Raw genomic sequence first — 25,356 nt, forward strand, 5'->3', positions numbered from 1 at the left:
CGCAGCGCGATGAGCATACCTGAGAGACGCGCCAGGATTCTGGTGATTGACGACGAAGAGCAGATTCGTCGGGCGCTCAAGACCATCCTGGCCGTGCGCCATTACGAGGTCATCCTGGCCGCCGACGGGGACGAGGGGCTCGACCTGGCAGTGGACCACAGTCCTGATCTGGTGATACTGGATCTCTCGATGCCGGGCACGAGCGGCCTCGACGTCTGCCGGGATCTGCGCGCATGGTACAATGGGCCGATCCTCGTGCTATCCGTCCGCTCGGGGGATGCGGACAAGATCAGCGCGCTTGACCTGGGCGCCGACGACTATCTGACGAAGCCTTTTTCCGCCGGAGAACTGCTGGCGCGGATCAGGGCCCTCCTTCGACGTGCATCCGGAATCCCGGCGGCCCCTCCGGTCATATCCGCCGGGGACTTGGAGATAGATATCGCAACCCGCCGCGTTACGCGGTCCGGCGCTGACATCGAGTTGACCCGGACCGAGTTTGACATTCTCGCCTATCTTGCGCAGAATGCCGACCGGGTCGTGACCTCTAGGATGATCCTGGAGCAGGTCTGGGGTCCCGAATACGGCGAGGACACTCAGACGCTGCGGGTGCACATCAGCCATCTTCGCAAGAAGATTGAGTCCCATTCCTCGGTCCCCCGCTACATCCTCACCGAACCGGGCGTCGGCTTCCGATTCTCCATCTCCTGACCATTATTTATGGAATCTTTACACCTGCCCGACCCTGCTTAACCTCGATTTTACCCCCATGTTGGTACAATACCATTGCGGAGGAAATGGAGATGGTGCGGATGATTACACAACTCCTTCAAATGCTCGCACTGCTGGCCTTCCTGGGACTCTGCCGGCTGTATGTTTCCTGGCAGTTGGCCTGCTGGGGCGAGGCCTGCAGACGGCGGAGACTCAGATGATGGCGGATCTCCTGTACCTTGTCGTCATGATGTCCTTTCTCGGTCTGTGCCTCTGGTACGTCCGTGGCGCGGACAGCCTGTGATACGGGAGCCGCGATGAACATCGAATACTTGGTAGTCGGCATGATCGCGGTGGGGCTTCTGGTCTACCTCGTCTGGGCGCTTCTCAGACCTGATCGACTCTGAGTGAGAATGGATGCTTCCGATGAGAACTGTCGATCTTGCGCAGATAGGAATCGTCGTCGCCTTGGTCATCATGGTTGCGAGACCGCTCGGCGCGTACATGGCGCGGGTGTTCAGCGGGGGTCGAACACTACTCGACCCGGCGCTCTGCCCGATCGAGCGCGTAATCTACCGGACGTGCGGAATCGACCCGAACGACGAGATGCGCTGGACGACCTACACCGCGACGATGCTCGTCTTCAACTTCGTCGGCATGATCTTCCTCTACCTCGTGCTGCGCCTCCAGTGTGTCCATCCGCTCAATCCGCAGCAGTTCGGGGGATTCCGCCCGGATCTGGCGTTCAACACCGCAGTGAGCTTCGTCTCCAACACCAACTGGCAGGCCTATGCGGGCGAAACTACGGCCAGCTACCTGACCCAGATGGCAGGGCTGACCGTCCAGAACTTCCTCTCGGCGGCGACGGGTGTCGTGTTGGCGATAGCACTCTTCCGGGGACTCACGCGCCGCGGAGCTAACGAGATCGGCAATTTCTGGGTGGATATCACACGATGCATCCTGTGGGTCCTGCTACCGATGTCTATCGTGTGCGCTCTAGCGCTCGTGTCGCAGGGGGTCATACAGAACCTCTCCCCGCACATGGTTGCGACCACAATGGAGGGCCGACACCAGATGATCGCCCAGGGGCCTGTCGCATCTCAGGAGGCGATCAAGATGATCGGCACGAATGGCGGCGGATTCCTCAACGCGAACTCCGCCCATCCTTATGAGAACTCAACTCCTCTGACGAACCTGATCGAGATGCTTTCGATCTTCGCCATCCCCGCGGGGCTCACGTACACCTTTGGCCGGTTCGCCGGCAACCAGCGTCAGGGATGGGTGTTCTTTTCCGCGATGATGATTCTCTTTCTTGCCGGACTTGGTGTGACGTACTGGGCGGAGTCCGCCGCGAACCCAAACCTTGCCTCACTCGGGGTTGACCAGGCAGCCGGCACCGCTCAGAGCGGCGGCAACATGGAGGGCAAGGAGGTCCGATTCGGGATTGCCAACTCGGTGCTCTTCGCAACCATGACAACTGATGCGTCCTGCGGCGCGGTGAACAGCATGCACGACAGCTATACCCCGCTCGGGGGAGGGATGCTGATGCTGAACATCGCGCTAGGCGAGGTGATCTTCGGCGGCGTGGGAGCGGGGATGCTGGGCATTATCGTCTTTGCCGTTCTCGCGGTTTTCATCGCCGGACTAATGGTCGGGCGCACTCCCGAATACCTTGGGAAGAAGATCGAGCCGAAGGAGATGAAGATGGCGATGCTGGCAGTGTTGGTCGTCGCGGCAAGCGTGCTCTGTGTCGGCGCGCTCGCATCTAGCGTCGCGCCGGGGCTTGTCGGGCGGCTGAACGCGGGTCCTCACGGCCTTTCCGAGATACTCTATTCCGCCACATCGGCAAGCGGTAACAACGGAAGCGCGTTCGCCGGACTGACGTCTGGCACACCGTTCTACGATCTCATTCTGGGTCTGGCCATGCTTATCGGACGGTTTCTCTTCATCATCCCGACGATGGCGATCGCCGGATCGATGGTCGCCAAGAGGACCGTCCCGGAGACTAGTGGCACATTCCCGACGACTGGCGGCCTGTTCGTCTGCCTGGTCGTCGCGGTTATACTGATCATTGGGGCGTTGACCTTCTTCCCGGCGTATGCGCTCGGCCCGATTGTCGAGCATTTCCTGATGCACGCGGGACAAACGTTCTAGCTGGAGGGGTGCGAGAGGTGGACGTAACAGGCATGACCGATGTCGCGCGAAGTGAGTTTGGTGCAGGCCGTGGCAAGAATCGGAGAGTGCCGCAGAGCGAGTTGATCAAACAGGCGGTGATCCGGTCGTTCGCGAAGCTCGACCCGAGAAGCCTCGCCCGCAATCCGGTGATTTTCGTGACCGAGGTCGGAAGCGCCGTCTGTACAGGCTACGTCTTCCTGGCCCTGGTGCGGGCCTCGGGCGATATCGCCTTCCTGGGCGGCATAGCGGCTTGGCTCTGGTTCACCGTTCTTTTCGCCAACTTCGCCGAAGCCATGGCCGAGGGTCGTGGAAAGGCACAGGCCGATAGTCTGCGCAAGATGAAGACCGACACGATGGCGAATCTGCGCGCTGACGGCGAGATCCGGCGGGTACCGGCCACGGAGCTCCGGAAAGGCGACACCGTGGTGATCTCCGCGGGCGAGACCATACCCGGCGATGGCGATGTTATCGAAGGCATCGCATCGGTCGATGAGTCCGCCATTACAGGTGAATCCGCTCCGGTCATCCGCGAGAGCGGCGGGGACAGGAGTGCGGTCACCGGCGGGACGAAGGTACTCTCAGACCAGATTGTCGTGCGAATCACTTCCGAGCCGGGCGAAACCTTCCTCGACTGCATGATCTCTTTGGTGGAAGGGGCATCGAGGCGGAAGACGCCCAACGAGATGGCTCTGGATATCCTGCTCGCCGGGCTGACGATCATCTTCCTTCTCGTCGCGGTGACCCTCCAGGCGTTTGCGATCTACTCGGGCGGCGCAGTGCCGATCTCCGTGCTCGTCGCTCTGCTCGTCTGTCTGATACCAACCACCATCGGTGGCCTCCTTTCCGCGATCGGCATCGCGGGGATGGACAGGCTGATCCGACACAACGTCCTCGCCATGTCCGGCCGCGCCGTCGAGGCTGCCGGAGATATCGACACCCTATTGTTGGACAAGACCGGTACGATCACCCTGGGCAATCGGCAGGCCGGCGAGTTCGTTCCCATGCCCGGCGTCGAACTGAGCGAGGTCGCCGACGCTGCGCAGTTGTCTTCTCTCAGCGACGAGACACCCGAGGGGCGGAGCATCGTGGTGCTCGCGAAGAACAGCTTCGGGCTCCGAGGGCGGCACATCAACGAGGCCGAGGCGCGGTTCGTACCGTTCACGGCGGAGACGAGGATGAGCGGCATTGATCTGAACGGTCGGCACATCCGGAAGGGTGCGGTCGACTCCGTGGTCTGCTGGGTGAGGCAGCAGGGAGGAGAGTCGCCGCCTGAGTTGGACGTAGTCGTGAAACGAATCTGCAGTTCGGGAGGGACTCCCCTTGCAGTCGCCGAGGGTGATCGGATACTCGGCGTGGTCCACCTCAAGGATGTCGTCAAGGGGGGCATACAGGAGCGATTCGGCCAACTGAGGGCGATGGGGATTCGCACCGTCATGGTTACCGGAGACAACCCGATAACCGCATCTTGGATTGCTCGGGAGGCCGGGGTTGACGACTTCCTGGCGCAGGCCAGCCCGGAAAACAAGCTGGAACTGATCCGGAAGGAGCAGGCGCGGGGCAAGCTCGTGGCGATGACCGGGGACGGCACAAACGATGCTCCCGCGCTTGCACAGGCCGACGTCGGGGTCGCGATGAACACAGGCACGACCGCCGCCAAGGAGGCCGGGAACATGGTCGATCTGGACTCCAATCCGACAAAGCTCATTGAGATTGTTGAGATCGGAAAGCAGTTGCTGATGACCCGAGGGGCGTTGACGACCTTCAGCATCGCTAACGATGTCGCGAAGTATTTCGCGATCATCCCCGCGATATTTGCTGGGACGTACCCGGTGCTTAACAAGCTCAACATCACGCATCTGAACTCCCCGCACAGTGCGGTCTTGTCCGCGGTGATCTTCAATGCGCTGATCATCGTCGCTCTGATCCCGCTCGCGCTCAGGGGTGTGCGATACCGGCCGCTCGGGGCAGGGGCGCTTCTCAGGAACAACCTGCTTGTGTACGGCTTGGGAGGGTTGATCGCTCCATTCATCGGCCTGAAGTTGCTGGATCTGCTTCTGGTGGCTCTCGGTCTGGCCGGTTAGATAAGGTGTCTCAACCATGTTACGGCACGTCGTGATATCTACGAAACTGATCCTGCTCAGTACGGTCCTGCTCGGTCTGTTCTATCCCTGGGCGATCACAGGCATCGCCCAGGTAGTGTGGCCCGACCGGGCGAATGGGAGCTTGGTGGAACGGAACGGCTGCATCGTGGGTTCGATGCTGATCGGACAGGCCTTCTCGCGGCCCGAGTACTTTCATCCTCGACCGTCTGCCGCGGGAGAAGGCTATGATGCATCGGCATCGGCCGGCTCGAATCTGGGGCCGACTAGCAGGGTGCTCAGAGACCGCGTAAGCGCGGACGTTCGTAGACTGATCAGGGAGAACCCGGGGCTGAGGCGCGGCGCGATCCCGGTGGACATGGTGACCGCGTCAGCGAGCGGGCTGGATCCGGACATCTCTCCTGCGAACGCATACTCCCAGGCCGCGCGGGTCGCCGCCGTACGGGGGATGACGCTCGCCGAGATGCGAAATCTCATCCGCGAGAACACGACGCCCCGGCAGTTCGGCATTCTCGGAGAGCCGAGGGTGAACGTGCTCCGGCTCAATATGGCTCTCCAGGGGTTGCCATGATCCCATTCGTCCTATCCGTTCTCGAGGTTCCATAGTGACCGAAGAACAATCCGAACTGCGATCGCATGTCGCCGATAGTCGCGGCCGTCTGAAGATCTTCCTCGGCGCAGTGCCCGGAGTGGGCAAGACGTTCAGGATGCTCTCGGAGGCCCACCGACGTTTCGCGCGCGGGGAAGACGTGGTGATCGGCCTCATCGAGACCCACGGACGCCCCGCGACAGCGGAACTGATCGAGGGTCTCGAGCAGATCCCTCTGAAGCAGATCGAATATCGCGGCAAGACATTTCACGAGCTGGACACGGCCGCCGTGATAGAGCGCAAACCCGAATGGGTCCTCGTGGATGAGATGGCTCACACCAACGTCCCCGGCACAGTCCACGCCAAACGATGGCAGAGCATCGATGAGATACGCAACGCCGGCATCAACGTGATCTCGACGCTCAACATCCAGCACTTGGATAGCCTTAACGACACGGTTTTGGAGCTGACCGGCGTTCGAGTGAGGGAGACCATTCCGGATTCCGTCGTCATGGAAGCGGACGAGGTGGAGTTGGTGGACCTGACCCCGGATGCCGTAATCAATCGGCTGAGGCGCGGGGATATATACCGCGAAGAGAAGATCTCCCAGGCGCTCGCCAATTTCTTCAAGAAGGGGAACATCGTGGCGCTTCGGGAGCTTGCTCTGCGAATGACCGCCGATGAGGTGGACGTACAGCTGCATCAGTACATGCAGAACCACCACATGGAGCAGGCCAAGCTCGCGCGCGAGCATATCGTCGTGGCGGTCGCTCCTCGTCTGCTCTCGCTGAAGCTCGTTCGCAGGGGCTACAGGCTAGCGCGGCGCACTCAGGGCGACTTCGTCTGCGTATACGTGCGCGTGCCGGGCTCGACGCCCGGCAGGAGGGAACTGCACATCCTCGAGGAAGTCCGCGACCTCACTCGAAACCTCGGCGGCGAGTGGGCGGAACTCCAGGGTGACTCCATCGCCGAGGAACTGATCAAGTACGTGCGCGAATCCGGGACCACGCTTATCGTGATGGGGCAGTCCGCACGCAGGCGATGGAACGAGATCGTGCGAGGCTCGATCGTCAACCGGATCATGCGCGAGATAAAGAATGTGGACATCCTAGTGATCGCTCACACCGAAGAGGAAGAATGAACGGAATCTTAATGTCTGTCCAGCCTGAGTTCACGCCTGCTTCACACAGCATCTGCTACACTGGCAGTACTCGAACTGTGCGGATGCGAGGGGAACGCAGTGACAACTACCGCAGCGACTCCTGGACTTTCCTTCGCGGCGATGTGCGCATGTCCCCGGCATGCAACCCGCCTGCACTGCTGCGTGAAGGTCGAGCAAAAGGCCAACTGCGGTGTCACTCATCCCCGACGCGGATGGTGCGTGCGCATGCCGGACGAGGCTGAGTCGACGGGTGATCCGGCATCGACCGGCAAGCCCGTCGGATCCCGGAGGATGAAATGCTCTATTGGATCAGGCGACTGCTGATCGGGAATCCCATACCCTCCTCGAGAGCGATACATGAGAGGTTGTCGAAGTTCATCGCGCTGCCCGTCTTCGGATCGGACCCGATCTCATCGGTCGCCTACGCTACTGAGGAAATTCTGCTCGCACTGATCCTCATCGGCCCGCTGCTGATCACGCACTCCAACGCGCTAATCTATATCGCCGTCGCGATCGTTACCCTGATGACGATAGTGGCCACCTCGTATCGCCAGACGATCTTCTCGTATCCTTCCGGCGGCGGGGCATACATTGTGGCGAAGGACAATCTCGGCACGACTCCGGGCCTCTTTGCAGGAGCCGCCCTGATGATCGACTACGTCCTGACCGTGGCGGTAAGCGTATCGTCCGGTGTTGCGGCCGTTCTATCCTTTCTGCCCCACTACCAGCACTATCACGTCGAGCTTGCCGTCTGCGTGGTGATATTCATAGCCCTCGCGAACCTGCGCGGTGTTCGGGAGTCCGGAGCGCTGTTCGCCCTGCCGACTTACGTCTTCGTCGGGAGCGCGCTGACGCTCGTGGCGATGGGTGTGTACCGGATATTCACCGATGCCGGCTTTGCTGTCCCTCCTCCGCCTGCAGGCTCCGTGCCCGAACCGGTGCACCTCGGCGCGTCAGGTCTCCTGCTGGGTTTTCTTATCCTGAGGGCATTTGCCAGTGGCTGCGCGGCCATGACCGGGACGGAAGCGGTGAGCAATGGGATACCCGCGTTCCGCCCCCCGGAGTCCAAGAACGCTGCAGCGACTCTGGTGATCATGATATCACTGCTGGCGACACTGTTCATAGGGATCTCTTTCGTCGCGTGGAAAGGGCACGTGATTCCGATGGAGCAGACAGCAGCAGGGTACCAGACCGTGCCGTCGCAGATCGCGGCAGCGGTCTTTGGGAGGAACTGGTTCTACTATCTCTTCCAGGTCTCCACTGCTCTGATACTGATACTGGCCGCCAACACGAGTTTCGCCGACTTCCCGCGCCTCGGTTCCATCATGGCGCGTGACCGTTTCCTGCCTAGACAACTCTACAATCTCGGCGACAAACTCGTCTACTCAAACGGAATCGTCGTGCTGTCGCTCCTTGCGGTCACCCTGATCGTAGTGTTCCGGGGGGTAGTGAATGCCCTGATACCGTTGTACGCGATTGGTGTGTTTCTCTCGTTCACGCTGTCGCAGTCGGGAATGGTCAGGCATTTCATCCGCCTCAGACAGCGGGGGTGGCGTCGCGGCGTGATCATCAGCGGAGTGGGGGCCGTCGCGACCGCGATCGTCTGCATCGTGCAGGCGGTCACCAAGGCCTCGGAGGGGGCGTGGATCGTTCTCATTCTCATACCGACACTCGTATACGTGTTCTCGAGGATCAACAAGCACTACGTTGCTCTCGGCAACGAACTCCGACTTACCCCGGAGGACAGCTTTGTTCCGATCGACAACGTGGTACTCGTTCTGACTCCGTCGCTGCACAAGGGTGTACTGCCCGCACTGGAATACGCGAAGTCCCTGTCCGCACAGGTGCGTGCGATACACGTGGAGACCGATCCGCTCGATACCGAACTTCTTGTGGAACGCTGGGACAAGTGGAGTGGTGGAATCCCTCTTATCATCCTCGAATCTCCATACAGGTCGCTGGTCGGTCCGCTGATGGAGTACCTCGACGAAGTCAAGGAGGAGAGCGGCAACCAGATGGTCACTGTCGTACTCCCCGAGTTCGTGACCGGCAAGTGGTGGCACCGCATTCTCCACAACCAGTCCGGACTCATGCTCAAGTTCGCGCTCCTGTTCAAGGACGGTATCGTCACGTCGAATATCCGATACCATCTTGCCGGGCGGATGAACGGCAGGCGCCGTGCTGCTGCCCGCCAGACTCCATCCTTGTGACAACCGCGCTCGTGAGACCGGCGTGTCTCTTGCAGAGGCAGGTCGAAGATCGTCCCGCGCCGAACAGTTCACTGGCATCAGTCTGGAAAGGCGGCGCCGGTGAGAACTGCTGTATCCATCGTCAAGTGCGAAGACTACACGCCGTCGAACGTCCTCCGGGCCGTTAGGGAAGCGGTTGACCTTATAGGCGGCATCGAGCGGTTCGTCACGTTCGGCGAGAAGGTGCTCATCAAGCCCAACCTGCTGTCCCCTCATCCGCCGGAACACGCCGTCACTACGCATCCCGCTGTCGTCGAAGCGGTCGTAGGCCTCGCGGCCGCGTCCGGAGCCAGGTGCGTGATCGGCGACTGCCCCTCGATCCGCGCCGACACTCCGGTGGGCTACGAGCATCTCCTGAGAGTCACCGGCATGGCCGACGTTCTGCAGCGAACCGGGGCGACCTCGCTCCGCTTGGACGAACGCCGAATGGAGCGCGAGGTACCCGATGCCCGAGTCTTTCGCAGCATAACGCTGACCGAGGCTCTCAATGGTGGAGAGGCTCTGATCAGTGTCTGCAAGTTCAAGACTCACGAGCTGACGCTTCTCTCGGGAGCGGTCAAGAACCTCTTCGGCCTGATTCCGGGGCGTCGCAAGTTGCAGTACCACCTTCAGGCGGGCAGCAATCCCGAGATGTTCGCTCAGATACTCGTGGACCTGCTTCGAGCGGTCCGGCCGACTCTCTCGATCATGGACGGCATCGTCGGCATGGACGGGCAGGGTCCGGCTGCCGGTCGGAGGCGCACCTTCGGCGTGATCATCGCATCGTCCGATCCGGTCGCGCTCGATGCGGTCGCCTGCGCGGCCGCTGGCGTCGATCCGATGGAGATTCCTACTCTCAGGCTCGCGCATGAGCAGGGGGTCGGTGTCGCCGATCTCTCGCAGATACAGGTCGTCGGTGCTGCGGTGAGCGAAGTGCGCATCGAGGACTTCCTCATGCCTCCCAGAGGGGATATCGTGAGCCGCCTGCCGAAACCTCTATATCGGATGCTCCGCAACCAGTTGGTGCGCAAGCCTGTCTTCATTCGGAAGAGGTGCTCCGGCTGCCGGAGCTGTGTGAAGACCTGCGCGGTTGAGGCCATAGCCGGGAAGGGTAAGAACCTGCGGGTTGACTACGCGGCGTGTATTCGGTGTTACTGCTGCCAGGAAGTGTGCCCCGAGCAGGCGATCAGACTCGCGATGAGCCCGCTCAGGAGTTTCGTCGAGGCCGCGCGGCGGGTCAGGAGGAAACTGCGGCGCCTGTTCCGAAGTGAAGCATCCGTTGGAAAGTGAGTCTAATGATTGTATCCAGTCTCGTATCCGAGAGGAGAGTGCCATGAAGAAAGTGCTTCTGCTGTTCATCGTTTCATTGATCGCCTTCACCCCGGTGTTCGCGGCCGGGACTGCCGGTGAGCCGAAGGATGTCGAGCTTACCGTCTACAATCAGAACTTCGCCCTCGTCAAGGAGCAGAGGGAGATGACCCTGACACAGGGGATCAACTACGTCTCCGTGCTGGATGTCGCGTCTCAGATCGAGCCGACGTCCGTCGCCTTCAAGTCGCTCACCGATCCCGAGGGTGTCGTCGTCCGCGAGCAGAACTACCAGTACGATCTGGTCAGCCCCGACACGATCCTGAACAAGTCGATCGGCAAGAAGGTGAAGATTCGCCGGATTGTCGAGGGCAGAGTCGTCGAGCAGGATGGGGTCCTTCTTAGTTCCGCACAGAACGGTCGGGTCATCCAGACCGCGACCGGCATACTCCTCGACCCGTCGGGCGAGATCGAGGTTCAGGAGCTTCCGGGCGGACTGGTGTCCACGCCGACGCTCATGTGGAAGCTCGAGGCGGACAAGGCGGGCGCGCACAACACGCAGGTCTCCTACCTGACGAACGGCGTGGGTTGGATGGCGGACTACGTGGCGGTCGTGGATCCGCTCGACAAGTTCGTGGACATCACCGGGTGGGTTACGCTGAACAACGGAAGCGGCGCGACTTACGAGAACGCATCGCTCAATCTCATGGCAGGCGACGTGCGGAGGATTCAGCCGCAGTACAAGGACTACGAGGGCGGGTTCGGCGGACTCGAGATGGCTCGAGTTGCCGCAGCTCCCCAGTTCGAGGAGAAGTCGTTCTTCGAGTACCATCTCTACACGCTTCAGGGGAAGACGACCGTCCGAGACAAGGAGACCAAGCAGATCACGCTGATGACCGCCGCGCAGGTGCCGTCGAAGAAAATCTACATCTACGATGGGCGCAAGCAGTGGTGGTGGTCCTACCGCTACGGCAACTACCGGCCCGGCGAGAGCTACGATGTGTCGGCGAACAAGAAGGTAAACGTGCTGGTCGAGATCGCCAACACCAGGGAGAACAACCTCGGTATCCCGCTCCCGAAGGGGCGCGTTCGCGTCTACAAGCAGGAAGCCGGCGCGAACCAGCATTTCGTCGGCGAGGATGAGATAGATCACACCCCGAAGGACGAGAAGATCCGCCTCTACCTCGGCGACGCGTTCGACATCGTCGGCGAGCACACGCGGGCCAACTTCCGCCGGATCAGCAACATCGAGGTCGAGGAGAGTTTCGAGATCAGCCTGCGCAACCACAAGGATGCACCGGTGACGATCACCGTCGTCGAGCATCTCTTCGGCGACTGGAGAATCCTTCAGTCGAGCCACAAGTACGAGAAGAAGGATGCCTCCACGGCCGAGTTCCTGGTCGAGGTGCCCAAGGACGGCGAGGTCAAGGTTACCTACACCGCCCGGACCAAGTGGTAGATCGGATTCGAGGATCGTCAGCGCCGGAGGGTCACTCCGGCGCTGACGGCATGTCTCCGGCCGACTAGGTTTTCCTGCCGAGCATCAGCTTCGCGTTGTCCTCGCCGCCGTTCACCAGGTATAGGAGCGGCGTCGGGCGGTCCACTCCCTCGACGAACGCCGGTCTCGCGGCCCACTTCGCCTGGGAGAACACGTTGTTGAGGTCCATCCAGTACTGCAGCCGGGCGACGCTGAGTCCCTGGATCATGTGCAGGTGGTTCGCCGGCGGGTAGTGCTTGTACTCGTTCATGCTCGCGTACTTCGGCACGACGAAGGTGTGCGGCCAAGTGGGAGTGGTACTCTGACCGAGCGCGGTCGCCAGCTTCTCAGGCACGTCGGCCGTCGTCGCCTCGTCCCAACTCAGGCCGAACATGTCGGAGAGGCTGCTGTAAGTGATCCTGCCGGCGATGCCCTCGAGTCCTCCCGGAGAGACGAATGTCACCGAGTTCCCGAGCCCGGGGAAGTACCCCTCATCCGCCAGCGGCATGCTCACCCCCGACAGTATCTCCTTCACGGAGGCGCCGGGCTTCGCCGCCCAGTCGAGCGACGCGCTGCCGGAGTTGTCTCCGTCCACCAGTCCCTTCTCGGCCCACACCTGATTCTTCGGCAGTTTCACGCCCGACTTCGCCGCCAATGCCTCCAGTTCCCAGCGCTCCCAGACCTTGCGGAAGTCCATGAAGAGGGGCGGATTCCCGCCGGTGAGGGCGCTCATGAAGAGCATCGTGAGCAGGCCCTGTACGTCGGCCTCCGTCGCGAACGGAATCGGGACCTTCCGTCCGTTGTGATCGAACGTCGAGTTGAAGAACGACTCCATTGCGTCGGCTACGGGCAGGGGGATGCCCCGCGCGTCCGATCCCCACTCCAGCTGGCTCATGAAACCGCCGCCGACCGCGTTCAGGTCGCGCATCAGGTCGCGGGTGATGAGGTAGAGCGCGAGGCTCCGATCGAATCGCTCCGAGTCGGCTTGGTCGCGGAGTTCCAGCCTCTCCCCGACATGCCGGTCAATGAACGCGCGAAACGCCTTCAGTTCCTTCGGATCGTAGCCCTCCTTCTGAAGCATGTCAGCCAGGAGCTTCATGTCGAGCCTTGTGATCTCGATGCCGAACTGCCTGCGAGTGGGAAGAATGTGCGCCAGCGCCGTCTCCATGCCCATCGAGTCGTGTCCGAAGACCACCACGCGGCTGCCCTTCAACGCCTGGGTTGCTACGGCCGCCGAAGCCCAGTCCGTGAGCGCCTGCGCGGTCTGGTCGGTCATGACGGGCTTGAGGCCGGAATCAGGCCATGTGCCGACGTTCAGGTGGGAGAGCCTGCCGTACTGGGCGAGCGCGCCGTTCACCGCGTGCGCGAAAACGACTCCCGGTTTCGGCCCGCTGTTCCCGCAGGTGAAGTTTATCGGCGTGTCCTTCGGAAACTGCTGGAGGAGTGATATCACGCTGAGTTGAGGAAATGCCCATGTGTCGGGCGTGCAGACGAGCACCCGGACGCCTGCGTCCTGAAACTGTGCGGCGACCGCATCAGCCTGCTTTTCTCCATCAACCAGTATCGGTGTGTAGACGACCCGGGCGGGCGAGCCGTCGGGCATCTTGACCCCGCCGGCAAGTGCGTCCGCGGCCATCCTGACGATGTTCCGGCATCGCTGGCGGCTGTCTTTGTCAATGCGGGGGTCGCCCGCGCAGAAGACCCCTATCGCGGGAGTGTTCTTCTCCATCCTAGCGGCGCTGTCCGCGAGCGCTGTTGCCTTTGCCATGATAAGTCCCCATGAGGTTGAAATCGGTCTCGGCCATTCTATCAGATGGATATACCCCTGGCAACCCGATGTAGTTGGAACAGATGCGTCGGATTCCGAGTCAAACCAACTGGCGCATGGCAAATCCCGTATTCACCGGGTTCGTCTCGGACTGACGGCGAAAGCCGCTCGACATGGTATAATATCATGTAGGAAGACCTGTGCGTCCTGCCAGGAGGTATCCCCGATGTTCCGCGCAAAGAGAAGCATCCTTTTCCTGATGATAGCCCTCTTCGGTCTGTCCGTCTCGTTTGCGGCTGCCGGCCGCGAGAGGTACAGAGACGGCGAGATACTAGTCAAGTTCAAACCCGGTGCCAGGGCGAACCTCGTGTCGGCCGCCTTGGGGGCGACGGTTCGCCGGTCCCTGCCGCGCATCGGCGTGCATCATCTTAAGCTCAAACCCGGCCGCTCCGTAGAGGACTCCGTTGCGAAGTTCCGCAAGAACCCCAATGTCGTATGGGCCGCTCCGAACCATGTATTGCGCCTTGACGCCACCATGCCCGACGACGAGTGGTTCGAGGGCCAGGAATGGTGCATCCCCGAGTTGGAGATATGCATCCCCAGCGGGGGTCAGTGGGGCCTCTACAACCCCGACGGTCGGTACGACATCCACGCGCCGGAGGCATGGGACATCGAGCAGGGCTCGGATTCAACTATTATCGCAATCGTGGACACCGGCATCCAGTCCTACCATTGGGACCTCGGCGGCAAAGTGATAGACGGGTACAATGCCCTTGATGGCTCGTCGGATACCGATGACGACCACATGCACGGCACCTTCGTCGCCAGCGTGGCGGCTGCCAATACGAACAATGCAGAAGGGGTTGCGGGGGTGGATTGGAACGCGCTCCTCATGCCGATCAAGGTGCTCGACTCGACCGGTGAGGGCGACGAGGCCGGCGCCGCGGAGGGAATCATCTGGGCCGTGGATCACGGTGCCAGGATCATCAACATGAGCTTCGGGACCTACGATCACGTGCAGGCGCTCGAGGACGCCGTGAACTATGCATGGAACGCGGGATGCTTAGTAGTCGCGGCGAGTGGCAATGACGACCTGGACGACGCAACCGATCGTCACTACCCGTCGTACTATCCGGTCTGCATCTCTGTCGGCGCGTCCAACGAGTATGACCGCCGGTGCACCTCTGCGGACTGGATACTCGGCGGCAGCAACTACGGGGATTCGCTCGACGTGTTGGCGCCCGGCAACAACATCTACGGCGCGGTCCCCGGCTACTACGATCCGTGGTTTGAGGAGTGGACCGAGTACGAGGCCATGTCGGGAACATCCGCGGCCGCTCCCTTTGTCTCCGGACTGGCGGGCCTGATCTGGGCGCACAACCCGACCTGGGATAACCGGCAGGTCCGCGATCAGATCGAGCGCACCTGCGACGACATAGGCGCGACCGGATGGGACCGATTCTCGGGGTGGGGAAGGATCAACGCATTCAGGTCCCTATCGGAGAGCCCGACCGTCTATGCAAGCATCGGCGAGGTGCTCGGTCAGTCGGACGGGGCGAATGTGAGTCTTCCCGGCAGGGTGGTCACCGCTGGAATCACTGATTTCGGCGATCGTTTCTACATCGAGGAGGCCGATCGGTCAGCGGGTGTCATGGTCTACTGCGGACCCGGCACAACCGTCGCGGCGGCGATCGGCGACCGGGTGAGAGTCAACGGCAAGCTGTCGTCGGTGAACGGCGAGCGCGCGCTGATAACCCCTTCCGTGACGCCTGACGGGACCGGTACGCTGCCCCGTCCTCTGGGGATGCCGGCTCGGGCGGTTGGCGGCGCTCTCGCGGCGTACGGCGGCGAAACGCCCGGCGTCGGTCTCTACAACTGCGGGCTGCTGGTGCGTGTCTGGGGTCGCGTCAAGTCCGTCGGCTGGAACTATTTCTACCTCGAGGATGGTTCCGGGCTGATAGACGGATCGGGATTCCAGGGACTCAAGGTGTTCGTGGGAAGCGCGCCCAAACCGGCTGTTGGTGACTATCTGTCCGTGACCGGAATCAGCTCGGTCGAGTCCCCCGAAGGCACGGGGGTTCGTCTGCCGGTGATCCGGGTGCGAAAGGCGGATGACGTGCGGAAACTCAACTAGAGCTGTCGTAGGGCGATGAAATAAGGAGGGCAGATGGCAGACTCTGGTGGCATCCGGCCGTGCGTCCCGTAGAGACGGGATTGTTTGCGTTAGCCTGAGGGAGGCTATCGAGTCTACCGCCTGCCCCTTGCGCGGTACAACTATGCTAACACAGGTTCGGCTCATCTGCTATAGGTAATTTTACCAGTTTTGGGAACACGGTGTGAACGCGTCGTCAACTCTACGGCGCCGCTCGGAGGGGACACAACCCCCGGCTGTCCTCGTCGAGCGCGAATTGCCTGCAAAGGTCGCCCAGCTTTCTGAGCGCGCTGTCCGCGGCCTCGCTGGAACCCGGACCTGAGGCGCAGAGTGACATCTCGAGCAGCGCGGTCGCTTCCTCGTGAGTGAAGGAAATGCTCTTCTCCAACAGGTGATCCCCCCTGATACTGACCGGCCTTGCCGTGATCTTGCTGTCAGACAGAGTATCGGGTCAGGGGGAATAGGCGCTTACCTGTCAGAATTCCCGGTTTCGACTCCGAGGGCATCCATGACTTCCTGAGGAAGGCTGTGAGCGTCGAGCAGTTTGCAGATGTCCCGCAGAGCCTGGCGCGCTTTGGCGGCCGAGTACACACGCATCCATCCGTCTTCCACCGCCTGGATGAACTCCTCCTCGTGCAGGATCGAGTACTGCCAGTCGGGCTCCACGTCTGCCTCGAGCACGAGTCCGACTCCCTTCCACGTCCCGTCGGCCTGGTGCAGGGGGGACTGGCACGAGATGCGGTAGTACCCCGTCGGCCTCTTCTCGTCGTCCAGGTACGCGACGACGCTGTACCAGTCGTCCATGAAGTCGAACCTGAGACCTGTCGAGCCGTGATGGCCGTTCCGGGGCGCTTGCGGCACGGTGAACTGAGTTATCAACAGCCCCGGGAGCTGTGCGACCAACTCGTTCTCGAACTGCTGAGAAGCGCTGCCATACTGTCTGAAACTGAACCTTGCTGCTTCAGAACGGGCCACTGCATGCTCCTGGAGTGCGTATGGGATACTCGGAGTGACAGGCCGTCTCTACGTCGGCCGCCGGGTCACTCGGTCGGCATCTTCAGCGCCTTCTTTGCCTTCTTGACGAGCACCTCTGGGTCGAACGGCTTCATAATGTAGTCGGATACCCAGAGCTGCCTCGCCTCGTCCACGGAGATGCTCGCGGTCTTCGCGGTAAGCATGATGACGGGTACCTTGGAGGTCTTCCTGCGGGAGCGGATCTGCCGCAGAACCTCCATGCCGTCCATCAGAGGCATCATTATGTCGAGTATCACGAGATCAGGCATCTCCGCCTCAACGAGCGCGAGCCCGCTCTGCCCGTCCGCGGCGGTGATCGTGTCGAAACCTTCCTTCTCAAACCTGAACTGGAGCAGGCGGACTACATCCGCTTCGTCATCCACTATCAACACCCTGGCCATGTCTCCACCTCCCTCGTATGCGTTCGGCGTGCCGACCGCGAGGCTCGTCACTATCCGACTGCGGCGATCGGTATCGTAAAGCTGAAGGTGCTGCCGTGACCCTTTTCGCTTTCGACCCAGATCTTTCCTCCGTGCATCTCGACCAGATGCTTCGTGATCGCCAGCCCGAGTCCGGTCCCTCGGATCTGTCTGACGGAATCGCTCTCTCCGCGGTAGAACATCTGGAAGAGCTTGCCGCGCTCCTCAGGTGCGATTCCCATGCCGGTGTCTATCACCTTGATCAACACGTTCTTGTCCACGCGGTAAGCGGTCAGTTTGATGGTAGTAGAATCGGCGCTGTACTTGACCGCGTTCGAGACGAGATTCGCGAGGATTTGTCCGAGCCTGTTCGCGTCCGCCCGCACGGGCGGCAGGTCAGCCTCCACGTCGGTCACTATCGAGATGCTCTTCTCGTCCGCAAGGGCCTTCAGCGATTCTAGTTCGTGCTCGCACACCTCGGTGAGGTCCACCGGCGTCAGCACCAGGTCGAGTCGCCCGGACTGGATCTTGGATATGTCGAGCAGATCGTTCACGAGCGCCACCAGCCGGTCCGTGTTCCGGCTCACAGTTGTGAGAAACTCAGTCTGCACCTCATTCAGTTCGCCCGAGTGTCCCGCCAGTATGGTCTTAACGTAACCCTGGATCGAGGTCAGCGGCGTCCTCAGTTCATGGGATACGAGCGAGACGAACTCGGTCTTGAGATGGCTGATCTCCTCAAGTGCGCGCCGCGTAACCTCTTCCTTGAGCAGTCTCTCGTCGAGCAGCGCTCGCTGCAGTGCGATTGCGGACGTGCGCGACGCCGTCTGCAGCAGTTCGTGTTCGGAGGGCTGGAGTTTCTTCGCATCCCTGAAGTAGAGGCTGAACACCCCGATCGGCTCATCGGCCGGAATGAGCGGCACGGCGATCACGGACGTGTAGCTCTCCATGCGCGCCATCTCTCGCCAGGCCGCGAATCGGCGGTCCTTGAACACGTTGCTGATCGCATAAATCTTCTTGTTGCGGATGGCGAGCGCGGCCGGACTCTGCCCGTTCGGCGTGTCGGGCGCTATGGATACCTGCACGTTCTCGTTGGCAACCCGGGTGTACTCGTCGGACAGGCCGTAGATCGCGCCTGTCTGCAGGTACATTCCCGTCTCGTCGAGCAGCCTGATGGACCCGAACTTCGCGCCGAACGACAGGCACATGTGCGATACGACGAACGTGAGGGCGCTCGGAACGTCGAGGGCGGACGCCAGTTCCTGCGCGAGACGGTAGAGTATCTTCTGCTCCGATAGACGCCTCTTCGCCTGTTCGTACAGCCGGGCGTTCTCTATCGCAACCGCCGCCTGTCCGGCGAGGGAGAGCAGTAGGTGCTGGTCTTCCTCCGTGAACCATTTCGGCTCAGTGCACGCGACCGTGAGGACTCCTATTGTCTTGGATTCGAGGAGCAGCGGGACTGAGACCATCGAGGAAATCGGTTCAGCATCGTTCGGGAAATAGTCCATGCGCGGCTCGGACCGGCAGTCGTTCACTATGAGCGGCGTTCCGTGCTCTGCCACCCAGCCGGGCACCCCCTGGCCTACTTTGAGCCGGATTCGCTTCATGGTCTGCTTGCCGAGCCCCTGCGAAGCGCGGATGACCATGTCGCCGGTGCTCGGCTCGATCAGCCTGACGCTGCTTATGTCCGTGCCGAGAAGCCGATTAGCCTCGTCCATGACTACGTTCAGCGCCCAGCGGGTGTTCGTGGATGCGCCGATTGTCTGCGCCACCTTCGAGATCGCGTCGAGCGCGTCGGAACGGTGCCGCGCCTCTTCCAGCAGTCGGGCGGTCTCGATGGCCGCCCCCGCCTGATTCGCCAGAAGGAACACCGGCTCGAGCCTTTCGGAAAGTATCCTGCCCGACTTGTTCCAGAACGCCGCGAGAATCCCGGCGGGAGAGCCTTTGTGGACTATCGGGACGATGACCGCCGCCCCGAGCGACTTCTTGCGTGCCAATGTGCGAAGTCCCGGGTGCTCTGCAATCTCAGTCAGGATCAGAGGCTCGAGAGCGGTCGCCGACTCGGCGGGGAACTGGCCCCCGAGGGAGTCTACCAGGCCTCTTGCGACGTCTGTCGGCAGGTTGTAGCTCGCGCCGTAGAAATAGACCTTCCTCTGCTTGTCGTGAAGGGCTATCCAGCTCGCATCAGCATTGGCGAGGTTGACCGTCGCCTCGACGACGGTCTGCGCGAGGTCGTGAAGCTCAGGGCTGGCGGAGAGCATGCGCCCGATCTCGTATAGAGTGGACAGTTCCCAGTGCAGGTCTCTCATCAGAGAGCCCTCCTAGATAGTGATCTCCATCCCGTCGTAGGCCACCTGGATCCCTTCCGCGGCCACGCAATCGGCGATCTCTTCGTGTAACACTCCGGCATTGTGCGAGAAGTGCGTCAGGACGTAGATGCCGTCGGCGAAACTGCCGATCTCCTCCAGGCGGTGCTTCATCGCAAATACCTTTTCGAACCCCATATGCCCCTTTCCTCCCGAGCCGGGCCCACTCGTACATTCGGAGATCACCACGTCGAACGCGTGTTTCCTGAAGAAATCCCATGTCTCCTCCGGGTATTCGCCGAAGTCGCACGCGTAGAGGGCCGTCCATCCGCCGGACTGCACCACGTAGTTGAAACAGAGATCGTCGGGCATGTGCAGGGCAACGACCGGCGTGAAAGTGTAGCCTTCGACCTCGACCGGCTTGTACGGCTCGAGTTCGTGCAGAGTGGCCGTGGTGTCCGCGTGGCTGCCGAGCACCTCGGCCGCGCGCGTCACTACCGTCTTGTTCCCGTGGATGCTGAGCGGATTTGGGTGGCACTTGGCAAACCCGGGTACGAGCCAGTGCAGCTCCCGGAAGGAGAAATGGTCGAAGTGCGGATGCGTGATGAACAGGTTCTCGAGGTCGACCGTGTTCAGTCCCAGGATCGTAGTGTGATACCAGATGTCCGGCGATAGATCGATCAGATGCCTGCCGCCGAACACTGCCGACGAACGGCTGCGATATTCCTTGCCGCCCAGCACTCTAGCCTTGGTGCATGTCGGGCATCCGCAGTATATCGAGGGAATCCCTTCAGCGGCGGCGGTGCCGAGTATCTTGATGTGCATGTCTACTTGTCCTCCAATGTGAACTCCACCGTGACGATCTTCTTCGCCGGCACGTCGAACTTGACGACGCCGTCCGCGCCCATGATTAATTCACGCTCCGGCTCCTCGTTCAGGTTGGTCGCCCTGGCGGACGCAGCGCGATCCATTCGGACGGTGGCACCGTGAATCTGCTTGTCAAGGATGTTGAAGAACCGAACGATCACCGTATCCCTGTCCTCCGCCTTCTTGACGGCGGTTACCAGCAGTTCTGACGGCGTGACATCTAGGAAGCTGTGCGCCATCGGAAGGTCGCCGTCATGTGCGTCGGTCTGGATGCAGTACATCGGCACATCATGCTGGTGTGCCTGGACCCAGACCCTGGCTTCTTCCCAACTGTCGGCGTGAGGCACGATGGAATATTCGAAGCGATGAAGACCGGGCCACTGCGCGCCGGGAGTCAGCTTCGCTCCCGGTGCGTCCGATCCGCCGCTCAACCGTCCAACGCTCCGCTGAAGCGTTAGGGCGACCGTTCGCTCCGAGTCGTCGTAGACCTCGTACTCCGGCATGCCCCTGTTGACAATCGTCAAGCCGCGAGTACCGTCGTTTACATCGACCCACACGCGCTGAGGATAGTACGGCGCGGCGTTAGCCCAGTCCGCCGGCGGACGAACGGGCCGCGTCACGACGTCGAACTGCCCCTCCGCATGCGAAACGTCGGTGTCAATCCCGCTGGCGAACAGCACTCGCAACCGGTGGTCCTTCACGCGGTTATCGAACTCCGTGACGGCGTCGATCCTCGGCGAGCCGGCGGTGACTGTGAAGTAGCTCGTGTACGGGCAGTCGGCCATCTCGTCCGAGCGCCCCTTTCCGTCGGGGGTCGCGGACGCGGGCAATCGCATCATCCCCCGTATCCTCAGGACGGCGGTCACCGGATCTCCTGTCATGAGCGTGACCTCCGGGCTCGTACCGGCGGTCGTGACGATTCTGTCTTCGGCAGGCTTGCGGTAGAGGTACTCGTCGCCGACGTCCCCGCCGTCCTCGAGAACGCCTACCTCTCGGAAATCCCCGATCTGAGGGGCAACGAGACTGCGGACGGTGATGCCCCCGCCGTCGGCTCTGATCTCCACCAGGCCGTTCGAGATGCTGTCTACGCCGAGAACGAAGTCCGACTGAATGCCGTCCTCATGATCGGCTGCCGGGTGGATCGTGTACGTTTTGTACCCACATGCTGGCACGTCTCTCGCGACGAACTCGATCTCGAAGCGCCGGACCATCATGGCGAGCGGAAGCTCTATCGGCGAAAGCACCTGCTTCACCTGCAGTGATGAACCGACCTCGTAGTATGGGACTAAGTCTCCTCGGTCATCCCGAAGCTCGATCGCCTCGACGTACCGGGCCGGATCGGTTTCCGGCTTGTCGCGGACGGGATCGCCCGCTGGGATGTCGATCGTCGCGCGTATCCTGTCGGTCCTCGCCCAGTTGAGCGGGTTGAAGACGAGCAGGGCGTCGGAGTCGGTCTTGACCCGGGACGAGACGTATCCGAGGCCCCGATTCGTGAACTCCTCCGCGAGCTGTTGGACCTGCTGGAATCTCGGGACCATCTCGTCGTGCACCTGGTCGAGGCTGCAGCCGCAGATCGAGTCGTGCGGATGGTTCTGCATGAGGAGCTTCCATGCGTAGGTAAGGTAGTCCGCCGGGTACTCGCTGCCGAGCAGCCATGCGAACGTGGACGTCGGTTCCATGTACTCCTCGAGCCAGTTCTCGGTCGCGTGGTTCGCTTGCTTCAGGTACATACGGCTTGACAGGGTGCCCGCCAGTACCGATCCACCCCGGTCCTCGCGCAACTCGCCCCTGAACGTCTGCAGCGGTACACCGAGCCTATCGACGTCCGCCTTCACGGCACCCATGTAGGCGGGTAGAGTGCTGTGCACCAGTCGGTCGCCGTCGAGGCGCTCATTGACGCGCCTGAGGATGTCCGGCAGTCCTCTCTGCGCCTCCAGATGGTCGACGCCGTTCATCAGTAGAAGCTCGGGTACCGCGGCATGAGGAGCCATCCGCTCCCTGATGGCCTCAGTGTACTCGACCGCCTTCTCCGTGTCCGACGGAAACCGCTGCGCGTTGTTGTACCAGAATGCCATCAGTGAAGCGAGAACCTCGCTGCCGTCCGGCGATTCCCAGTGGAACTCCATCTTCCGATCGTCCGCAAGTTGGTAGCCGCGCCCGAAGATGGCGTTGTCGATTCCGAACCCGCGAAAGATCTGCGGCATCTGCGAGATATTGCCGAACTGGTCGGGGATATAGCCGACCTTCATAGGTTTGCCGTACTTCTGGGCGGCCCTGTGTCCGATGAGGAGACTTCGGATTGTGGATTCGCCGCTGACGAGGTATTCGTCGTTGAGCTGGTACCAGGGCCCGACGAGTATCCGTCCATCGCGGATGTACGCGCGGAGCTTCTCCTCGTTCTGGGGCCGAATCTGCAGGTAGTCCTCCAGAACGATCGTCTGGCCGTCGAAGTTCCAGTACTTGAAGCCGGGGTCGGTGTCGAGTATCTCGAGCAGGTGGTCGATCAGATCTACCAGCCTAAGCCTGAACTGCTGAAATGTAAGATACCACTCGCGGTCCCAATGAGTATGCGAAACGACGTGCATTGTGCGGGACATCAGCTCCTCCACTTGCGCTCTCAATCGCCACTTCCAGCCGGTAACGGGTGGGCCGCAACCGCCGATTCCTCTGTTCGACGCGCGGCCGAATCATTCCTGTGCAGGGCGGTCGCGGTTGACAAACTGTGAAGATTATGGTAAACTTATGGCGTGAAGGCGATGCGGCCATGATGCTGGTTTACCGGTCTGGCGTGTTTCCGTCACAATCGCAGAATAGTCTGTGCTTTCGCCCTGTACCATTCATCTCGGCGGCGGAGTTCTCAGAGCCGCAGGGCGAATATGGAGTTGTACGTTGCTTCCGGGGAAGTACGCGCGGGAGTCACACAAATGGACACTATCGACTCGTCCGAGCATCAAGAAGAGACGTTGATCAGGCTCACAAAAAGGGAGATCGAGGTCCTGAAACTCGTGCTCGAGGGCAAGTCCAGCAAGGAAGTAGCCACGGGCCTGTGTTGCAGCAAACGGACCGTTGATTTCCACCTGGCGCGAGTGTACGAGAAACTGCAGGTTTCGAACAGGGTGCAGGCGATGCGTCGCGCCGCGTTGTTGGGGTTGATCCCGAACAGCGTTGACGGCAACGGTTGACCAACGAGGCCGGCCGAACGCTCAGGATTCCCGGAAGGCGTCTCGGCCGGCCTTTACTAATGCCTCTATGTTTTCAAACGGCGCGTCTCTCGGTATGTCATCCGCGCTCCCCAGAATGTACCCCGTCGGCCCCAGGACTTCGATGCATCGTGTTGACTCGGCGTAGACCTCCTCCGGAGTTCCTCTAAGCAGCAGCAGGGTGCTGACTCCGCCCTTGAGGCAGACCCGGTCTCCCACGGCGCGCCTTACTCTCTCGAGCCTCACCCCTCCGTCCACGTCAAGCGGCTCCACTGCGTCCACCCCGGTGTCAGCCATCAGGCCGAGAATCGGCTCCGAGTTCCCGCAAATGTGGAGGTAGACCTTGACGCCGAGCGACTGAAACGCCCGCGCGGCTCGATGGTGACAGGGTAGGCAGAAGCGTTCGTACATTGCCGGCGAAATGATGCTGGGGGATGCCCAGGCGTCTCCGATGTAGATGCCGTCAACACCTGCCTGAATCAGGGCCTTGCCTGCCTCTATGGAGATGTCGGTGGCGCGTTCCATCGCTTCCCGCACGAAGATGGGATCGTCGGTTAGGTCTACGAGTGCCTGATCCGACCCGCGCCACGCTGCGAGCGAGTTCATTGTCTGCCCGGCGGCGACTCCCGCCACGAACGCATCCTGCCCGACGGTTTCTACCATCCGCGTCACGGAGTCGGTGTATCCTTCCTCGACGTATGAGGATGCCTGCTTGACGGGTATCCTGTCGAGATCGCGCTTGTTCTCGAGGAGTGGCTTCGCGGCCAGAGCCACAGGCATGTCGTCCTCGGGGAGCCGCGCCGTCGGAACGCCTCTTGCGTCGAGCAGATAGGTAATCCCGTCGCAAACCGACGTTCTGGGCTGTTGGGCGCCTCTCGGAGGGCCGAATCCAATCTCGAAGCCGTCGAAGCCGAATCTGCGGTGGAGAGCGCTCAACCCCTCGTGGATCAGTTCCTGGTGCATAGCCATATCCCGGAGCTTCCTGCCCAGGACTCTCGACCCGAAGTACGCGGTCACCACTGGGAAGACGGGTACGCGGTCCACCGGCTCTTGATTCATCGCCGCCAGGACTCTCTGCTTCGGTGTCATCATGATCTGTTGCTGAGGCAGGATCATCATATCAGGGCGCATGGGGCATGTCAAAACCGTTGTACAGGAGCCTTCCGGTGTTGTAGAATGACGTGCGTCTCGAATGACGGTCCTCGACCTGGGTGCCGAGGACCGGAGAGGAATCCGATTCCCATGGGCAAGGATCGCGTGACATCGCTCGTGACCGCGCTGGTCGCCGGGGCTGTCATCTTTGGACTGTACAGGTTCCAAGCCGAATACCACGAGTACCACGACTACCTGGTGACGAATGTCGCTGCTCTGCTATGGGTGCCGATGCTGTCCGTGATGCTGATCCTGCGGCGGGAGCCCGACTCGTTCGGGTTCGGCCTTGGAGACATGCGGCACGGAATGCGTCTGGCGGCGGTTCTCTATTTCGCCGTGCTGCCGTTCCTCATCTACGCCTCCACGCGCAGTGACTTCCGTCAGTACTACCCGATTCAGAAATGGGCCGGAGACAGTCTCTATTTGTTCGCTTACTTCGAACTCACCTACGGCATGTATCTCTTCTGCTGGGAGTTCTTCTTCCGGGGCTTCACGCTGTTCGGCCTCTCCAGGTCGCTAGGAGGGTTGATTGCTGTTCTCGCGCAGGCGGCCGGGTTCGGCTTGCTGCACCTGGGCAAGCCTCCCCAGGAGGTGCTTGCTTCATTCGGTGCGGGGATCATCCTCGGCTTTCTGGCGCTGAGATCGAAGTCCTTCCTGCCGTGCTTCGTCGTCCATTGGGCGGCGGCGTTTACATTCGACGTACTGATCATCCTTGGGAAGAGGGGCGCGTTCTAA

General features: G+C 61.3%; 19 protein-coding genes and 1 pseudogene. 12 read left to right on the forward strand and 8 right to left on the reverse strand.

What is annotated here, in order from left to right:
• The first annotated feature begins 9 nt into the window (after positions 1-9).
• The 9 genes and pseudogenes from KBC96_03830 (at position 10) to KBC96_03870 (ending at position 11,728) form a co-directional block, all read left to right on the forward strand.
• Entirely contained in the window at positions 10-708 is a 699-nt protein-coding gene (locus KBC96_03830; protein MBP6963518.1) for a response regulator transcription factor, read from the forward strand.
• Positions 709-1,025: 317 nt separating this feature from the next.
• A complete protein-coding gene (gene kdpF, locus KBC96_03835; protein ID MBP6963519.1) occupies positions 1,026-1,115 on the forward strand; it encodes a K(+)-transporting ATPase subunit F in 90 nt (29 codons plus the stop codon).
• Between the two features lie 19 nt (positions 1,116-1,134).
• Positions 1,135-2,862, forward strand: a complete 1,728-nt coding sequence (gene kdpA, locus KBC96_03840) for a potassium-transporting ATPase subunit KdpA (protein ID MBP6963520.1) — start codon at positions 1,135-1,137, stop codon at positions 2,860-2,862.
• Positions 2,863-2,894: 32 nt separating this feature from the next.
• The gene (gene kdpB, locus KBC96_03845) at positions 2,895-4,964 is read left to right on the forward strand and encodes a potassium-transporting ATPase subunit KdpB (GenBank protein ID MBP6963521.1); all 2,070 of its coding nucleotides are present in this window, start codon (positions 2,895-2,897) and stop codon (positions 4,962-4,964) included.
• A gap of 16 nt (positions 4,965-4,980) precedes the next feature.
• Positions 4,981-5,553: a potassium-transporting ATPase subunit KdpC gene (kdpC, locus tag KBC96_03850; protein ID MBP6963522.1), complete on the forward strand. Its 573-nt coding sequence runs from the start codon at positions 4,981-4,983 to the stop codon at positions 5,551-5,553.
• Positions 5,554-5,626: 73 nt separating this feature from the next.
• Positions 5,627-6,712: pseudogene (locus KBC96_03855) on the forward strand (universal stress protein).
• Positions 6,713-7,029: 317 nt separating this feature from the next.
• The gene (locus KBC96_03860; GenBank protein MBP6963523.1) at positions 7,030-8,943 is read left to right on the forward strand and encodes an APC family permease; all 1,914 of its coding nucleotides are present in this window, start codon (positions 7,030-7,032) and stop codon (positions 8,941-8,943) included.
• A 99-nt stretch (positions 8,944-9,042) separates the two neighbouring features.
• Positions 9,043-10,251: a DUF362 domain-containing protein gene (locus tag KBC96_03865; GenBank protein ID MBP6963524.1), complete on the forward strand. Its 1,209-nt coding sequence runs from the start codon at positions 9,043-9,045 to the stop codon at positions 10,249-10,251.
• 94 nt (positions 10,252-10,345) lie between these two features.
• Positions 10,346-11,728, forward strand: coding sequence for a DUF4139 domain-containing protein (locus KBC96_03870; GenBank protein ID MBP6963525.1), 1,383 nt, complete (start codon positions 10,346-10,348; stop codon positions 11,726-11,728).
• A gap of 64 nt (positions 11,729-11,792) precedes the next feature.
• On the opposite strand, the gene KBC96_03875 is transcribed toward KBC96_03870, so the two are convergent.
• The gene (locus KBC96_03875) at positions 11,793-13,514 is read right to left on the reverse strand and encodes a hypothetical protein (GenBank protein MBP6963526.1); all 1,722 of its coding nucleotides are present in this window, start codon (positions 13,512-13,514) and stop codon (positions 11,793-11,795) included.
• 226 nt (positions 13,515-13,740) lie between these two features.
• On the opposite strand from KBC96_03875, the gene KBC96_03880 reads away from it, so the two are divergent.
• Positions 13,741-15,648, forward strand: a complete 1,908-nt coding sequence (locus tag KBC96_03880; GenBank protein MBP6963527.1) for a S8 family serine peptidase — start codon at positions 13,741-13,743, stop codon at positions 15,646-15,648.
• 220 nt (positions 15,649-15,868) lie between these two features.
• On the opposite strand, the gene KBC96_03885 is transcribed toward KBC96_03880, so the two are convergent.
• The 6 genes from KBC96_03885 to KBC96_03910 form a co-directional block, all read right to left on the reverse strand.
• Positions 15,869-16,054 (reverse strand): hypothetical protein, encoded by a 186-nt coding sequence (locus KBC96_03885; GenBank protein MBP6963528.1) that lies wholly within the window; start codon positions 16,052-16,054, stop codon positions 15,869-15,871.
• Positions 16,055-16,134: 80 nt separating this feature from the next.
• Complete coding sequence (locus KBC96_03890) at positions 16,135-16,641, reverse strand: DUF402 domain-containing protein (GenBank protein ID MBP6963529.1); 507 nt, start codon at positions 16,639-16,641, stop codon at positions 16,135-16,137.
• A gap of 65 nt (positions 16,642-16,706) precedes the next feature.
• Entirely contained in the window at positions 16,707-17,132 is a 426-nt protein-coding gene (locus KBC96_03895; protein MBP6963530.1) for a response regulator, read from the reverse strand.
• Positions 17,132-19,405 carry a GAF domain-containing protein gene (locus KBC96_03900; GenBank protein ID MBP6963531.1) on the reverse strand — a complete coding sequence of 758 codons (2,274 nt, stop codon included), beginning with the start codon at positions 19,403-19,405 and terminating at the stop codon, positions 17,132-17,134. Before KBC96_03900 ends, KBC96_03895 begins: the two co-directional genes overlap by 1 nt.
• A 12-nt stretch (positions 19,406-19,417) precedes the next feature.
• Entirely contained in the window at positions 19,418-20,227 is an 810-nt protein-coding gene (locus KBC96_03905; protein MBP6963532.1) for a hypothetical protein, read from the reverse strand.
• Positions 20,228-20,229: 2 nt separating this feature from the next.
• Positions 20,230-22,866, reverse strand: coding sequence for a hypothetical protein (locus tag KBC96_03910; GenBank protein ID MBP6963533.1), 2,637 nt, complete (start codon positions 22,864-22,866; stop codon positions 20,230-20,232).
• A gap of 186 nt (positions 22,867-23,052) precedes the next feature.
• On the opposite strand from KBC96_03910, the gene KBC96_03915 reads away from it, so the two are divergent.
• The gene (locus KBC96_03915) at positions 23,053-23,451 is read left to right on the forward strand and encodes a helix-turn-helix transcriptional regulator (GenBank protein ID MBP6963534.1); all 399 of its coding nucleotides are present in this window, start codon (positions 23,053-23,055) and stop codon (positions 23,449-23,451) included.
• Between the two features lie 21 nt (positions 23,452-23,472).
• Here the strand turns inward: KBC96_03915 and KBC96_03920 are convergent, their stop codons facing one another.
• Positions 23,473-24,561 carry a uroporphyrinogen decarboxylase family protein gene (locus KBC96_03920; protein MBP6963535.1) on the reverse strand — a complete coding sequence of 363 codons (1,089 nt, stop codon included), beginning with the start codon at positions 24,559-24,561 and terminating at the stop codon, positions 23,473-23,475.
• A gap of 150 nt (positions 24,562-24,711) precedes the next feature.
• On the opposite strand from KBC96_03920, the gene KBC96_03925 reads away from it, so the two are divergent.
• Entirely contained in the window at positions 24,712-25,356 is a 645-nt protein-coding gene (locus KBC96_03925; protein MBP6963536.1) for a CPBP family intramembrane metalloprotease, read from the forward strand.

It is taken from the genome of Armatimonadota bacterium (assembly GCA_017993055.1).
Classification (GTDB): Bacteria; Armatimonadota; UBA5829; order DTJY01; family DTJY01; genus JAGONM01.

Bases quoted from the DNA above. Each gene is read 5' to 3' on its own strand.
- KBC96_03875 (MBP6963526.1), bottom strand. From the start codon at position 13,514: ATGGCAAAGGCAACAGCGCTCGCGGACAGCGCCGCTAGGATGGAGAAG.
- KBC96_03920 (MBP6963535.1), bottom strand. From the start codon at position 24,561: ATGATGACACCGAAGCAGAGAGTCCTGGCGGCGATGAATCAAGAGCCG.
- KBC96_03925 (MBP6963536.1), top strand. From the start codon at position 24,712: ATGGGCAAGGATCGCGTGACATCGCTCGTGACCGCGCTGGTCGCCGGG.
- KBC96_03830 (MBP6963518.1), top strand. From the start codon at position 10: ATGAGCATACCTGAGAGACGCGCCAGGATTCTGGTGATTGACGACGAA.
- kdpC (MBP6963522.1), top strand. From the start codon at position 4,981: ATGTTACGGCACGTCGTGATATCTACGAAACTGATCCTGCTCAGTACG.
- KBC96_03860 (MBP6963523.1), top strand. From the start codon at position 7,030: ATGCTCTATTGGATCAGGCGACTGCTGATCGGGAATCCCATACCCTCC.
- KBC96_03905 (MBP6963532.1), bottom strand. From the start codon at position 20,227: ATGCACATCAAGATACTCGGCACCGCCGCCGCTGAAGGGATTCCCTCG.
- kdpA (MBP6963520.1), top strand. From the start codon at position 1,135: ATGAGAACTGTCGATCTTGCGCAGATAGGAATCGTCGTCGCCTTGGTC.
- kdpB (MBP6963521.1), top strand. From the start codon at position 2,895: ATGACCGATGTCGCGCGAAGTGAGTTTGGTGCAGGCCGTGGCAAGAAT.
- KBC96_03910 (MBP6963533.1), bottom strand. From the start codon at position 22,866: ATGTCCCGCACAATGCACGTCGTTTCGCATACTCATTGGGACCGCGAG.
- kdpF (MBP6963519.1), top strand. From the start codon at position 1,026: ATGAACATCGAATACTTGGTAGTCGGCATGATCGCGGTGGGGCTTCTG.
- KBC96_03900 (MBP6963531.1), bottom strand. From the start codon at position 19,405: ATGAGAGACCTGCACTGGGAACTGTCCACTCTATACGAGATCGGGCGC.
- KBC96_03880 (MBP6963527.1), top strand. From the start codon at position 13,741: ATGTTCCGCGCAAAGAGAAGCATCCTTTTCCTGATGATAGCCCTCTTC.